This window comes from Olleya sp. 1-3, assembly GCF_002836085.1.
GTDB classification, from domain to species: Bacteria; Bacteroidota; Bacteroidia; order Flavobacteriales; family Flavobacteriaceae; genus Olleya; species Olleya namhaensis.
Genome location: NZ_PJBW01000007.1, coordinates 59,776 through 73,197, shown reverse-complemented (window position 1 = coordinate 73,197; position 13,422 = coordinate 59,776). Strand labels below are relative to the sequence as shown.

The window sequence follows — 13,422 nt, the reverse complement described above, 5'->3', positions numbered from 1 at the left end:
TTTTTTCTTTTGCAAAAATAAGTTAAAAGTTAAAGCTTGAAAGTTAAAACTGAATTAATTTATTTTGGAATGAAACTTTGGTTGGGTGCGTTAAGGATTGAGCAATCTGTTTGAGCTCCTCGCAGAGAGCGAGTTGTGAAAGCCTGACGGTTGTCCTGATCTAAAATCAGGATAACAGTAACGCCCAAATTATTTAATCAAATCTAATAGCCTTTACAGGCGAAATTTTAGAAATTATATAAGATGGTATTAACAGCATTAATAGGCATAATACAAACGTCCCTATGTTTAACGCTATAATATAACCTAAGTTTATATAAACCGGTACTGCCGATACATGATAGGTTTTTGGATCTAATGGAAATAGTCCAAAATACTTTTGAAGCATTAGTAAACTTATCCCTATTAAATTACCCCAAAACAGTCCTTTTAATATCAGATATGCTGCGTTATAAAGGAAAATTTTACGGATGCTATTATTGGCGCTTCCTAAGGCTTTTAAAATTCCAATCATTTGTGTGCGTTCTAAAATTAGCACTAATAATGCGGTTATCATGTTTATGCCCGCTACTAAAATCATGATACCAATGATAGCGTATATGTTATTATCAAAGATTTTAATCCACTCAAAAATCATTGGGTATTCTCTGTCTACAGTTTTGGCATTTAAGATAGATGGTACTTCTTTAAAAATTGCGTTACCCGTAGCTTCTAATGTATTATAATCTTCTATAAAAACTTCGAAACGTCCAACTTGATCGCTATCCCATTTGTTTAAACGCTGGATTTGTTTGATATCTCCAATAACATAAAGCTGATCCATTTCTTGCAAACCAGAATTGTAAACTCCAACTATATTATATGTTACTACGCGCGGTGGTTTGGTAGAGTCTTCCCTTAAAAAGTAGGTATTTATACGGTCGTTTAATTTTAATTGTAGCCTATTAGCCAGATATTGCGATACTAAAACATCGGTACTAATATCCTTTGTGTAATCGGGTAATTTACCTTCTATTAAAAATTCTTTAAAATATTGCCAATCATAATCTGCACCAACACCTTTTATTACAATATATTCAAAATCGTTTTCTAATCTTATTATTCCTGATTTTGTTGCTGTACCTTGGACATGTGTTACTTCTGGAATATTTTTAAACTCGGGATAAAAATCTTGTTGGGTAGTTATTGGTCTTATGCTTTCTTGTGAGTTGTTGGTATCGTAATTTTCGATAATAGTGTGTCCATTAAAGGCAATTACTTTTTCTCTAATTTTTTGTTGTAAACCAATTCCTGTCGCAATAGCTATCATCATTACAATAATACCCAATGCAATTGCTACGATACCAATTTTTATTATTGGTGCCGATATACTACTTTTATACGCTTTACTATCAATTATGCGTTTAGCTATAAAAAACTCGAAATTCAAACTAGATTATGCGATTTAATGTTTTCAAAAATACAGTTTTATTATTTGTTTTAGTATTAATTTCTTGCGGAATGAAAAAGCAAGATTCAAGTTTAAATACAAATGAAAAAACACCAGTTACTACAACTTTAAAAGCAGAGGTAAAAAATCCAATTCAGGAAGTCAAATCCTTAATAGTTGGCGCTAATCAAACCGAAGCATATTTACCTTTACTAAAAGGACAACGTGTTGGTATTGTGGCCAATCAAACTAGTGTGCTTTTTAATGTTTTAACTGATAACGCTTCAGGTAACAATTATACACACCTTGTAGACTCTTTAGTGCGTTTAAATATTGACGTCAAAAAAGTGTTTGCTCCAGAACATGGCTTTAGAGGTAAAGCTGATGCAGGTGAAGTTGTTAAAGATGGTTTTGATACTAAAACAGGGTTACCAATTGTGTCTCTTTATGGTAGTAATAAAAAACCAAGTGTTGCACAATTAAAAGACCTTGACATCGTGATTTTTGATATCCAAGATGTTGGAGCGCGTTTTTATACTTACATTTCTTCTTTACATTATGTTATGGAAGCTTGTGCTGAACAAAACAAAACTTTAATAGTTTTAGACAGACCTAATCCAAATGGATATTATATTGATGGTCCTATTTTAGAGGAAGCACATACTAGTTTTGTAGGCATGCATCCTGTACCTGTTGTACACGGTTTGACTATTGGAGAGTATGCACAAATGATTAATGGCGAAAACTGGCTTAAAAACAACGTACAATGCGCCTTAAAGGTTATTACTGTTAAAAACTATACTAGACAAATGGCTTACGACTTACCTATTAAACCATCTCCAAACCTACCTAATGCACAAGCTATAAACTTATATCCTAGTTTATGCTTTTTTGAAGGTACAAATGTAAGTGCTGGACGTGGTACAGATTTGCAGTTTCAAATATATGGTTCTCCTTTTTTATCAAAAACAGACTACACATTTACACCTAAACCAAATGAAGGTGCAAAATATCCAAAACATGAAAATAAAGTCTGTAATGGCTATAATTTAAGTGACGTTAAACACCAAAGTACATTAAATTTAAGTTATCTAATTACTGCTTATAAAAACACGACAAACCCATCTACATTTTTTGTTAGTAATGGCTTTTTTACAAAACTTGCTGGAACTAAAAAACTGCAACAACAGATTGAAGCTGGTTGGAGTGAAGACAAAATAAAAGCCACTTGGACAAGTGGCTTAAATGATTTTATGGTTAAACGAAAACCTTATTTGTTATACAAATAATATCGGTTATTCGTCATACTTTTTACCGTTAGGTCTTAAGTTTTCTTTTCTGTATTCTTCTCTGGTTTGCTTATCTAAACCACCGTTGTTTATATCAGAAATATTGTACTTAACTTCTTTTACCTCTATTGGGTCACTAGATCGGTCTGAGTTATGCTCTGCAACATCACGCTCTTGCTTTTTTCTTTCTGCTTCTTCCAAAGCAAGTGCTCTTTGCTTTTCACGTTTTGCTTCTGCAATTTCTCTATCTTTAATTGCTTGACGGTTAGCTTCTATTTGCGCTAATTGTTTGTCAGCTTTATCTTTTTCTGATTTCGCTCTGTTGGCTTCTGCTAGTGCGTGTTCTTTTCTAGACTTGTCTGCAGCTTCTTTTTTAAGACGCTCTTTTAATTCTCTTTCTTTTACCTCAGCTACTGCACGCTCTTTTTTAGCTTTAGCATCACCTTCTCTTTGGATACGTTCTCTTTCAGCTCTTTCTTTAGCTTCAACTTCAGCTCTGCTTGGTTTAGAATTTGCACTAGCTAAACGTGTATCATTTTTTTTATAACCTCTTGGCTTAATATTTCTTTTAAGTAATTCTTCCGCAGGTAAACTTGCACGTAAAACATCTTCCTCCAAATCCGCAATGGCATTTGTTGGTTTAGCTATAGATTCTATTCTGTTTAAAGAAATTGGATATACAGCATCTTCTCTATACGCTACAACAGTGTAACGTCCTACTTCAAAATGGTGAAGCGGAATCCTAGCTTCTTTACTTCCTAAATCCATTAAAACAGATTCTTTTTGACTGTGGAATAAAAAACTAAATCTAAAAATTTGAGTGCTACTTTTAAGAATGATCGTATCTCCAGTTCTATTTAGAACATGGACAAGACCAGCTTTAGTTGCATTTACGTTTTCTGTAATAGTAGTTCTGCTTCTTGATTGCGCTAACGCAGAAGTAGTTACCATAAGTAAAACAAGGAGTGTGTATGTTATTTTTTGCCTAATCATAATTTTAAATTATATCGATACGCTAAAAATCAGTTGTAAGGGAGTACAAATTTAAAATGAATTTGTGTTAATACATATTAAACTCCCTTTAATTTACTTAAAATTAGCTGAACGTCACAAAATATTCGACGAATAGTTAATTTATCTGATTATCAATGATTTAGAGATATATCGCTTATTTGATTAGTATATATTCGAATAATGTACCAAGTCTATATAGTATCAACACTATTTAACAAAATATTACAAAAACCCTTTAATATTAGTCTGTTGTTGGGTTTCCATACTTATAAAAAGGTTGCTTTAACAAGTGTGATAGCTCACTGTTTTTGGCTTCGTCCGGAAAGGTATCTACACCATAAATAATTTGATCTCTATCCAAAGTCATATAAGTCCCAAAAAGACGATCCCAACTATTAATATTTACACCTATGAGAAGATGGAATCGTTTCGAAGTATGTAATTATAGATTCCATTAATGATATGCTATTTGTTTACAATAAACTTAACTTTATTTAAATCTGATTGTAACACTTGTGCTTTCCATGGAAGTGCCTCCTCAATATTATCTAAACTTCTGTAGGTTGCATAATTTAAAAATGCGAACAAAGCAACATTAATCTTATCAATGTCTTCCTTTGTATATTTTTTCAACATTCGGCGTGCCTTATTATCTTTACCAAGTATTAAAGCTTCCTTTATCTTTAATAATTCGTGCTTTTGTAACAATGCTTCTTTTGTGGCATAATCACTATTTTGCAATAAATTTTCTGCTTCAAGCATATATATGCCTGACAACATAATAATTTCTTCTTTCACAAAATCTTCAGCATAAATAGCAAAATCTAAATATTTATTAGCTAGTCTAAAAGTTGTTGCGTAATTTTTATTTTCGAAATAACTATTTAATTCTGCCTCCAAAAAAGAGGTATCTAGTGCATATTTTTTAATAATTGCAGTCAAGTCTTGCGTCATAAACTCGTCCGCAGTCCTCAAATCTAAAATATTACCATTAGGATCCATAACCTTTACATTATCGTCATTAAAACGATTAATATAGCTCATGTTACGTTTACCATCTATTTTATCAAATAGTTGCTGATACATAGACTCGTTAATAATAACAGGTACAAAATATTTCCATACTAACGTTTTTACAGCATCACTTTCAAACAATTCTGTAACCACTTTAGTCCCATCAGTATCTTCTAATATTATGGGATAAGAATAATTTGCTGAATCTTCCCAAATAACCAATAGCATCTTATTTTTAGACAATGCTAATTTTTTTGCTAAGGTTAAAGAGGTCAACCATTCTTGTGCCATAGCACTTGTAATGGTTGCAACGCTTAATAATAGGGTAAATAAAAGCTTTTTCATAATACTTAAAAATACAAAATAATTGTATTAATATTTAATTCGTTTTTTCATCTCTTCCACAATATTAAATGCTGCGGGACAAATAGCGACGTTTTTTAACGTTAAATTAGATATTTGCTGAAATTTTTTACGGTCAGTATGCGGGAATTCGGCGCAAGCCTTAGGACGCACATCATAGATAGAACAGTAGTTATCTGCTCCTAAAAAGGTGCACGGTACAGACTGTAACACGTAATCGTTTTCTTCGTCTAGACGCAGGTAAGTGTCAATAAATTGTTGTGGTTTTTGTCTAAAATGCTTAGCAATACGTTGCACATCTTTATCTGTAAAAAGAGGCCCCGTAGTTTTACAACAGTTGGCACACGTTAAGCAATCCGTTTTTTTAAATTCGGCTTCATGCAATTCTTGCATAATATAATCCAGTTGCTTTGGTGCTTTCTTTTTTAGCTTAGTAAAAAAGGTTTTATTTTCCTTATGCTTATCTTTGGCAAGCTTTGGGAGATCATTTAAAAATTCTTCCATGTTACAAAAATAGTATTTTAAATGAAAGACCTTTTCGGAAAAGCCTTATTAGATTATCAGAATAATAATTATACAGTAGACCTAATGACGTCTACTAACATATCTGATGAGGATGAGTTACCTCTTCCTTATCTTTTTAGAGATTATAAAGCTATGCCTAAGTTAGAACAACAGGCGTTAAACTTAGCAAAAGGTGAGATTTTAGACGTTGGTTGTGGTTCTGGAAGTCACAGTCTATATTTACAAAGTAAAGGGCTTAGCGTTAAAGCTATTGATGTGTCGGCTGGTGCTGTTGCAGTTAGTAAAGCACGAGGTGTAATTACAATTGAAGAAAAAGCGCTTTTAGATGAAACCGATACTTTTGATACTATTTTATTATTGATGAATGGTACCGGAATATTTCAAACCTTAGATCAAGTCTCTACTTATTTATTGCATTTAAAATCTTTATTAAATAAAAGTGGTCAAATATTAATAGATTCTAGCGATATAAAATACATGTATCTAGATGAAGATGGTGGCTTTTGGCAAGATATGAATGCTAATTATTATGGCGAATTAGATTACTTTTTAAGTTATAAAGGTGAAAAAGAAGCCGCAATGAAATGGTTATATCTTGATTACAAACTATTACTTGATGCGTGTACTGCTATTGATTTAAAATGCGAAATGCTCGCGGAAGGCGAGCATTATGACTATTTAGCTAAGTTATCGATTTAAAGATCGTATCCTTTTTCTGATAATTTAGCGATCATTCTTTTGTATAAATCACCACTCCACATTACTGAAATATCACCCATTGATGCATTCATAGAGTCTTGAGAGCTTACAATTTTTTGACCTGTATCACTTTTATAAAATTCGGTTAAAATAATTTTATCGCCTTCTGTTAATACTTCTGGCTTAAACATGTTTTTACCTGCTTTTGTTGCGTATAACGCATTCATGTTTTTAACATCTTTATGTGTAAAATGCGCTCTGTAAGCAGACACTACCATTTGCGCTAACTCATCCATAGCACCAGTTCTTTCTTTTTTTAACTCTGTCCAAACAGTTGTAGGTACTGCTTGAGACTCAAACTGTTCCTCTAACATTGTAAACATCTGATCTATTACGCCTTCGTAATACGTCATTGTTCCATTACTTTTTATACACGTCTTAACATCTTCACTGTATTGATCTACTTGAGCAAAACTTGATGTCCCAATTGCTAAAAAGCAAACTAATGCGATAATTTTTTTCATTTTAAATAAGTTTATGTGATTACAAAATAGCAACTACTGTGCCACGCCATTAATATATGTTTCTTTTACCTTTATGTTTGGGATTTCTTTTTGATCAATGGTCATAATATTATCGCCTAAGATAATAAAATCGGCATATTTACCAACTTCTATGCTTCCTTTTTCCGTGTCTTCAAAATTAGAATATGCTGCCCAAATGGTCATTCCTTTTAACGTTTCTTCTCTTGTTAATCCGTTTTCTTTATTAAAACCACCTTCAGGATATTGCTTAGTATCTTGTCTTGATACTGCTGCGTAAAACGTTAAAAATGGACTTACTCTTTCCACCGGAAAATCTGTACCTAAAGCGACTCTTCCACTTTTTTCTAATAATGTTTTGTAAGCATAAGCTCCTTTAATTCTATCTTTTCCTAAACGGTCCTCTGCCCAATACATATCACTTGTTGCATGTGTTGGTTGTATAGAAGGTATAATGTTTTCGTTTTTAAAATATTCAAAATCATTATCTGTAATCACTTGCGCGTGCTCTACTCTCCAACGTCTATTACTTTCAGATTCTAAAGTTTTAGCATACGTTTGTAACACAAAACGGTTAGCAGAATCTCCAATAGCATGCGTGTTCATTTGGTAACCCGCTTTCTCAATTCTTTTTGCTAAATCTTTATACGCTTCCACACCAATAACTAAAGCTCCAAAATGGTCGTGTTGATCAGAGTAATCTTGCTTTAACGCTGCCCCTCTAGATCCTAGCGCTCCATCTGCATAAACCTTTACCGATTGCACATTTAAACGGTCTGTCTTAATTTTTCCTTTATTTAAATAGTAATCTAAATTTGCTTCTCTGTTACTAATCATCGCGTAAATACGCATATCCAAAGTCCCTGCTTGTTGCAAGCTGTCAATCAACTCTATGACTTGTTTGTCTAAACCTGCATCAGATACCGTAGTTAATCCTAAATCTGTACATATTTTTTGAGCCTCTAATAAGGCGTCTATTTGTTGCTGTTTTGTTGGCTCAGGAAAAACTGCTTCTACCAACTCCATTGGATTGTCAATTAAAACACCGGTAAGTTTACCATTTTCTTTTAAAATCTCTCCACCTTCTGCAATTGTGCTTTCTGTGATTTTAGCTAAATCTAATGCTGCTTGATTACAAATCATAGCATGACCATCAATTCTAGTTAATGCCACAGGTATATTTGGAAACAATTTATCTAGTTCTGCTTTAGTAGGATATGTTTTAACCTCCCAATCGTTTTGATCCCAACCTCTACCTATTATAAATTTAGAAGGTTTCTTTTTCTGAAATTCGACAACCTTACTTATAACGTCATCATAACTTTTTGTATCCCTAAGATTAACTTGTAATTGGTTTAAACCAAGTCCATAAAAATGGCAATGTGCATCAATAAAACCAGGTAAAATAGTTTGACCAGCAACATCAATAAGTGCTTTTGCTTTATATTTATTTTTAATATCTGCTGCTTTACCTACCGCCACAAACTTACCGTCCTTAATAGCAAAAGCTTCTGCGTTAGAAAAGTTAGCATCTACAGTATACACATTAGCATTAGTGATAATAGTATCTACATCTGTCTTATCTACACCACAAGATGTTATGACTAAAAATAAGAATAGGATTTTGGTGAATTTCATATTTTAAATTTTTCCGTAAATATAAGCATAAAAAAAAAGCCTCTAATTGAGGCTTTTTTAAACTTTTATTTGTGTTCGGTTTTAAACCGAATTATTTTAACTAAAAATCAAACTTATACGTCGCACCTGCCAAAAACTGAATGCCTTGTACTGGTGTATTTTGCCATTTTGTATAAGATTCGCCTACTAAATTATTTCCTTTAGCAAATACAGAAAAACGATCATTAATATGATATCCTACATGTGCGTTAGCATCAAAATAAGCATCTAAAGTAACCACTCCTGTCATTGGCGTTATTAAACTTGGAATATTAAATTGGTCTTTACGTTCTCCGATATAATATAAATTTGCTCCAGCAAACCACTGTTGATTTATTTGATAATCTACAAATACAGATCCTTTTATATCTGGTAAATTCCATGCTTTCATTTGATTTTTTGCATCATATGAAAAGTATTCTCCTTTTATCCCTAGCGTGAAATTACGATTAATGTCCACGTTTAATTCTGCAGTAACACTTAACGTTGTTACATCATCATAAGCAATACCAAAAGAGTTCCCGTAGGTATAAGCTTCTGACGTTTGCGTGATATCATTATTAACAAATAACGCTTTATTTTTCTCTGATTTGTAGCTTCCGCTAACCGAGTAACTCATAGCATTAGACAATTTCCCTTTTAACCCTGCAAATCCATTATATTGTTGGTCTGTAGGCGCTATAAATAAATTAGGTGACACAAATTGGTTCTCGTCAGCAAAGTCATAATAAGAGTTTTGTATTAACCCACCTTTTACGCCTCCAAACACAATTAAAACATCATCCACTAATCTGTAACTAGCTGCAATATTTGGATAGATAAAAAATTTGCTTTGACTAGCTTCTGTATCATTTAAATAAACCGCTTTAACACCTAAACTTACTGATAAGTCATCATTATTTAATTTAAAAGTTGGCGCTACACCTACTATAAAATTACCATAATTAAGCGCTGTAGGTACTGCGTAAGCTTTATCAAAACTACCGCCTAGGTAGTCTGCAAAGACTTCTACATCTACTTCGTTATCTCTAATCTCTACCGTTCCTAAAGCATTAACTTTTAATCTATTTTCTCCAGAACCATAATCGTCACCAAAACGTCTAAATAATAGGCTTCCTGATTTAAAAACTGAATCTTCAAACATAATATCTCCACCAACATGCGCAGTAGTAAAACTATGACCAACATCTAATGTATCTGCTGTTGCTTGATTAAATAAAGGCTGTTGTAAACCATACCAATTATAGGTTTCATGTTGAAAACCTCCTAAAAGAGACCATGTGTAATCCCTATTGTTTTTAGTATAGTTTAAATTAAGCTTAGAGTCTGAAAAACCACTATCCGTTAATACATCATCTATATCTCCTTGAGAAGAGTGATGCCCAATATAAGCACTAAACGCCTGGTCTCTACCAATCGCATGATTTAAATAAGCCTCTCCTAAAATAGTAGTATAAGTCCCCACACCCAATGTAGCATAGTTGTTATATAATTTTACTTTTTTAGCTTTATCTACTACCGCTGCTTTTCCTTTTGCAGGCGTAAATGTTGATGCCACAGGAAAAGAGAAAATATTATATTTAACGTCTTTTTTTGTTGCGGTATCTGTATCATCCAACGATGGTGTTTCTTTAACTTTAAAAGCATCAGAAATTGTTGGTGTATATGGTTTTACTACATCAATAACACCTGTCTGTATAGTATCTCCTTCCCTTTCTTGTGCTAATGCAAAGACCGAAATTAATAACGATGGTATTAATAAAGTGATTTGTTTTTTTGTAATAAACATAATTTATATTTATGAATTGCGATTGTCTTGATTGCTGATTTTAGTCTTCAGTAATTACTGATGAATTTGTTTTAGCTTCTTCTGCTTTTATTCTAGTCAATTCTGTTTGTGCTTCTGTTTTCACATCCTCAAAATTGCTAAAGTTTTTGATTACACTTTCAAGTATATACGTTGCTTGAAAAGCATCACCTAAAGCATAAAAGTTTTTAGCCATTATAACTAATCCTTTTGCTCCGTAATATTTATACCCAGAATAATCTTTTGCTAAACGCTGTGTTACCGTGTTAGACTGGTTATACAATCCGTCTTTATTTTTAAAATAAGCATTGTAGTATAAGGCTTCTGCTGCAGTTTCGCCTGTTGCAAATGTTTCGACTTGTGCATACGCTGTTCTTGCTTTAGCTTGATCATTTGTTTTAATAGCAGAACGGGCAATTATAACATAAGCATCACTTCTTATCTTATTATCTAAATTAAGGTTAGCAAGCACTTTTTCCGCGTAAGCGACCGCTTGATTATAATTATCTAATTGGTAATTAGCCTGCATTAAATTAGATTGTGCAAACAAACTATTTTGCGGAAAGTTAGCCTCTACTTCTAATCGTTTTAAAGTTGGAATTACTGCATTCCAATCTTTTTTATCTAATTGAATTTGAGACAAACGCAATAATGCTTCTTCAGAGAATTCGCTTTGTGACTTACCAACAACAAATGCATAATGCGGTTCTGCATTAGACTTTAAATCTTTTTTAAAGTATAGCTGTCCTAAGTAAAAATGTGCTTGTGTGGCATGCAATCCGTTTGCAAACTGGTTTAAATACCCATTAAATTGTTTGATGGCTGCGTTTACGTTTTCGTCTAAATATTGTTTCTCTGCAGCCTCGTAAGTTGCATTATCTAAATCGGCATCTGTAACCTCAACAAAATCCAATGTTCTAACCCAAGTAGCATACTCATCTACTTGACCTAAATCTATATAAATTAAACGTGCTGTTGCTACCGCTTGATTTGCTTCTGGCGTACTTGGATAATCTTTTGCAACCGCTTTAAAGGTTGTTAATGCTTGTTGATTTTTATTAGCGTTATAATAGACTAAACCCTGACGTAATTGCGCTTTGCTTGTAAAAGGACTTGTACTATACTCCTTTTTTAATTGGTTATAAATACCAATAGCTTTATCATCTTTACCCGCTTTTACATAACTATTACCCAATGCATACATCGCATCATCACGCAATTTAGAGGTTGGATATTTTGCAATAAATTGTTCTAATTGACTGGTCTGATTACTCTCATTACCAATGTAACCATAACTCATTGCTTTCTGGAAAAAAGCATAATCGTTTTCAATTTTTCCAACTTGCATAGCGTTATCGTAAGCAGCAATCGCTTCGTTATAACGACTGGACACAAAATAACCATCCGCTAAACGTAAATATGCATCATTCAATCTAACTTTATCTGTTTTGTTTTTTTGAATAAACTGATTAAAATATGTGGTTGCTTGACCATAATTTTTTTGTTTAAAGTACGTGTAAGCAATATTGTAATCTAAATTTTCATACTCTACAGTCTCAGACGCACCGCTTTGTTGTGCAAATTGCTTAAACCCTATTAAAGCATCATCATAATTTGTTAAGTTATAATCTGTCTCTGCTTTCCAGAAGGTTGCTCTAGCGGTATATTTTTGATCTTGCTGTTCTTTTAAAGAACTATCAAAAAGGTCTTCTGCATCTTGATATTTACTATCATTAAACAACTCTAAACCTCTATAAAAAGCCACTTTTTGATAAGCAACTTTACTTTCAAAACTGTTTTTATTTTTTAATAAAACTAGTGCTTCCTTATAATTTTTAGAGGTAATGTAAGAGTCTATTAACAACCCTTCTACTTCTTCTTTATATTGCGTGTTTGGATATTTTTCTAGATACCCATTTAAAACCTGCGGTACAGATTGATACGCATTACCAATTTGGTAACTAATCTTAGCATAGTTTAACCAAGCATCTTCCTGGATTTTTAAATCATAATCCATTTGCGATGCATTTCTGAAGGCATTTAATGCTTCTTGTTTTTTACCAACATTAACATAACTTTCTCCTAAGTGATAGTATGCGTTTTGGGCAACACTATTATCTGCACTTACAATTTTATTAAATTCTGAAATGGCTTTATCATAATCCTTCTGCTTGTAATACGCATATCCTAATTGGTAGTAATCCGTATTACTCCACTTTCCTTTTTTACCATTATAATCTGTTAAGTACGGAATAGCTTCGTCATACTTTTCTAGGTTGAAATAACTTTCTCCTATAATTTTATTTAATTCCGAAACTTCATTTCTATCGCTAGTTTCTAATTTAGACTTAGCCAACGCTATCGCTTTATCAAATTTCCCTAATTTAAAATTTAAATCTGCCTGATAGTAACTTAGTTTTTCCTTATACTTTTCTTCATCTCCAACCTGCTCAAAATACTTATTAGCTCCGTCGTAGTCATCTCCTTCATAAGACATAAATCCTAAATAATATTTGGCTTGTGACCCGTATTTTTGAGACGTCTCTACACGTGTTAAATACTTTCTGGCGTCTTTATAGTTTTTGGTAGTAAACGATGCATATCCGTTATTAAAGTTATAGGCTTCTTTATCCGCTCTAGCCAAAGACCCTTCGTCCACTTTTGCATACCATTTTTGTGCATAAGCATATTTACCATTGGTAAAGTAATATTCTGCAACATCTACAAATGCAGTATTACGTTTTGTACTAGTTGGATAATCTTCCACAAAACGCTCCATTAATACATCTGCATTTTGCTGGTTTAATCTAATAGCAGCATTTGCAATATAAAAAGCACAATTACTTTGTACATTCTCGTCATCCGTCGTTTTATTGATTTGACTAAACAAATTTTGAGACGCTAAATATTGCTGACTATTATACAACTGAAGTGCTTTTTGGTAATCTCCAAGACTACTTGTATACACCGCGGATTGTTGCCCAAATAATTGGAAACAAAACGCTAAGATTATAAAAAATGTAAGCTGTTTTTTTACTAACATTGACACTGTTTTTAAATTAT

The 13,422-nt window shown here is 32.6% G+C and carries 10 protein-coding genes and 1 pseudogene; 2 read left to right on the top strand and 9 right to left on the bottom strand.

Annotated elements, in window-relative coordinates; all coding sequences use genetic code 11:
- Positions 1 to 193 precede the first annotated feature (193 nt).
- The gene (locus CXF54_RS09540) at positions 194 to 1,429 is read right to left on the bottom strand and encodes an ABC transporter permease (protein ID WP_101203375.1); all 1,236 of its coding nucleotides are present in this window, start codon (positions 1,427 to 1,429) and stop codon (positions 194 to 196) included.
- A gap of 8 nt (positions 1,430 to 1,437) precedes the next feature.
- Here CXF54_RS09540 and CXF54_RS09535 point away from each other — a divergent pair, with 8 nt between their 5' ends.
- Positions 1,438 to 2,718, top strand: a complete 1,281-nt coding sequence (locus CXF54_RS09535) for an exo-beta-N-acetylmuramidase NamZ domain-containing protein (protein ID WP_101203374.1) — start codon at positions 1,438 to 1,440, stop codon at positions 2,716 to 2,718.
- A gap of 6 nt (positions 2,719 to 2,724) precedes the next feature.
- Here CXF54_RS09535 and CXF54_RS09530 read toward each other — a convergent pair whose 3' ends face one another.
- The 4 genes and pseudogenes from CXF54_RS09530 to CXF54_RS09515 all read right to left on the bottom strand — a co-directional run bounded on the left by CXF54_RS09530 (position 2,725) and on the right by CXF54_RS09515 (position 5,613).
- Complete coding sequence (locus CXF54_RS09530) at positions 2,725 to 3,711, bottom strand: hypothetical protein (protein WP_157823429.1); 987 nt, start codon at positions 3,709 to 3,711, stop codon at positions 2,725 to 2,727.
- A 262-nt stretch (positions 3,712 to 3,973) separates the two neighbouring features.
- Positions 3,974 to 4,123, bottom strand: a pseudogene (locus CXF54_RS15875) (sterol desaturase); the annotation flags it as partial.
- A 74-nt stretch (positions 4,124 to 4,197) separates the two neighbouring features.
- Positions 4,198 to 5,091, bottom strand: a complete 894-nt coding sequence (locus CXF54_RS09520) for a hypothetical protein (protein WP_101203372.1) — start codon at positions 5,089 to 5,091, stop codon at positions 4,198 to 4,200.
- Between the two features lie 27 nt (positions 5,092 to 5,118).
- Complete coding sequence (locus CXF54_RS09515; protein ID WP_090841341.1) at positions 5,119 to 5,613, bottom strand: YkgJ family cysteine cluster protein; 495 nt, start codon at positions 5,611 to 5,613, stop codon at positions 5,119 to 5,121.
- A 21-nt stretch (positions 5,614 to 5,634) separates the two neighbouring features.
- Here CXF54_RS09515 and CXF54_RS09510 point away from each other — a divergent pair, with 21 nt between their 5' ends.
- The gene (locus CXF54_RS09510; RefSeq protein WP_101203371.1) at positions 5,635 to 6,333 is read left to right on the top strand and encodes a class I SAM-dependent methyltransferase; all 699 of its coding nucleotides are present in this window, start codon (positions 5,635 to 5,637) and stop codon (positions 6,331 to 6,333) included.
- Here CXF54_RS09510 and CXF54_RS09505 read toward each other — a convergent pair.
- From CXF54_RS09505 to CXF54_RS09490, 4 genes are all read right to left on the bottom strand, one after another.
- Positions 6,330 to 6,857 (bottom strand): DUF2059 domain-containing protein, encoded by a 528-nt coding sequence (locus CXF54_RS09505; protein ID WP_090841345.1) that lies wholly within the window; start codon positions 6,855 to 6,857, stop codon positions 6,330 to 6,332. The two genes, CXF54_RS09510 and CXF54_RS09505, sit on opposite strands and share 4 nt — an antisense overlap.
- 33 nt (positions 6,858 to 6,890) lie before the next feature.
- On the bottom strand, positions 6,891 to 8,513 hold the full coding sequence (locus CXF54_RS09500) for an amidohydrolase (protein ID WP_101203370.1): 1,623 nt from the start codon (positions 8,511 to 8,513) through the stop codon (positions 6,891 to 6,893).
- A 100-nt stretch (positions 8,514 to 8,613) separates the two neighbouring features.
- Positions 8,614 to 10,341 (bottom strand): TonB-dependent receptor, encoded by a 1,728-nt coding sequence (locus CXF54_RS09495; protein ID WP_101203369.1) that lies wholly within the window; start codon positions 10,339 to 10,341, stop codon positions 8,614 to 8,616.
- Between the two features lie 40 nt (positions 10,342 to 10,381).
- Positions 10,382 to 13,402: a tetratricopeptide repeat protein gene (locus tag CXF54_RS09490; RefSeq protein WP_101203368.1), complete on the bottom strand. Its 3,021-nt coding sequence runs from the start codon at positions 13,400 to 13,402 to the stop codon at positions 10,382 to 10,384.
- Positions 13,403 to 13,422 lie beyond the last annotated feature (20 nt).

What these genes read in the sequence shown, in the direction of transcription:
- CXF54_RS09490 (WP_101203368.1), bottom strand. Translation starts at nt 13,402, where the DNA reads ATGTTAGTAAAAAAACAGCTTACATTTTTTATAATCTTAGCGTTTTGT.
- CXF54_RS09535 (WP_101203374.1), top strand. Translation starts at nt 1,438, where the DNA reads ATGCGATTTAATGTTTTCAAAAATACAGTTTTATTATTTGTTTTAGTA.
- CXF54_RS09505 (WP_090841345.1), bottom strand. Translation starts at nt 6,857, where the DNA reads ATGAAAAAAATTATCGCATTAGTTTGCTTTTTAGCAATTGGGACATCA.
- CXF54_RS09520 (WP_101203372.1), bottom strand. Translation starts at nt 5,091, where the DNA reads ATGAAAAAGCTTTTATTTACCCTATTATTAAGCGTTGCAACCATTACA.
- CXF54_RS09530 (WP_157823429.1), bottom strand. Translation starts at nt 3,711, where the DNA reads ATGATTAGGCAAAAAATAACATACACACTCCTTGTTTTACTTATGGTA.
- CXF54_RS09510 (WP_101203371.1), top strand. Translation starts at nt 5,635, where the DNA reads ATGAAAGACCTTTTCGGAAAAGCCTTATTAGATTATCAGAATAATAAT.
- CXF54_RS09500 (WP_101203370.1), bottom strand. Translation starts at nt 8,513, where the DNA reads ATGAAATTCACCAAAATCCTATTCTTATTTTTAGTCATAACATCTTGT.
- CXF54_RS09495 (WP_101203369.1), bottom strand. Translation starts at nt 10,341, where the DNA reads ATGTTTATTACAAAAAAACAAATCACTTTATTAATACCATCGTTATTA.
- CXF54_RS09515 (WP_090841341.1), bottom strand. Translation starts at nt 5,613, where the DNA reads ATGGAAGAATTTTTAAATGATCTCCCAAAGCTTGCCAAAGATAAGCAT.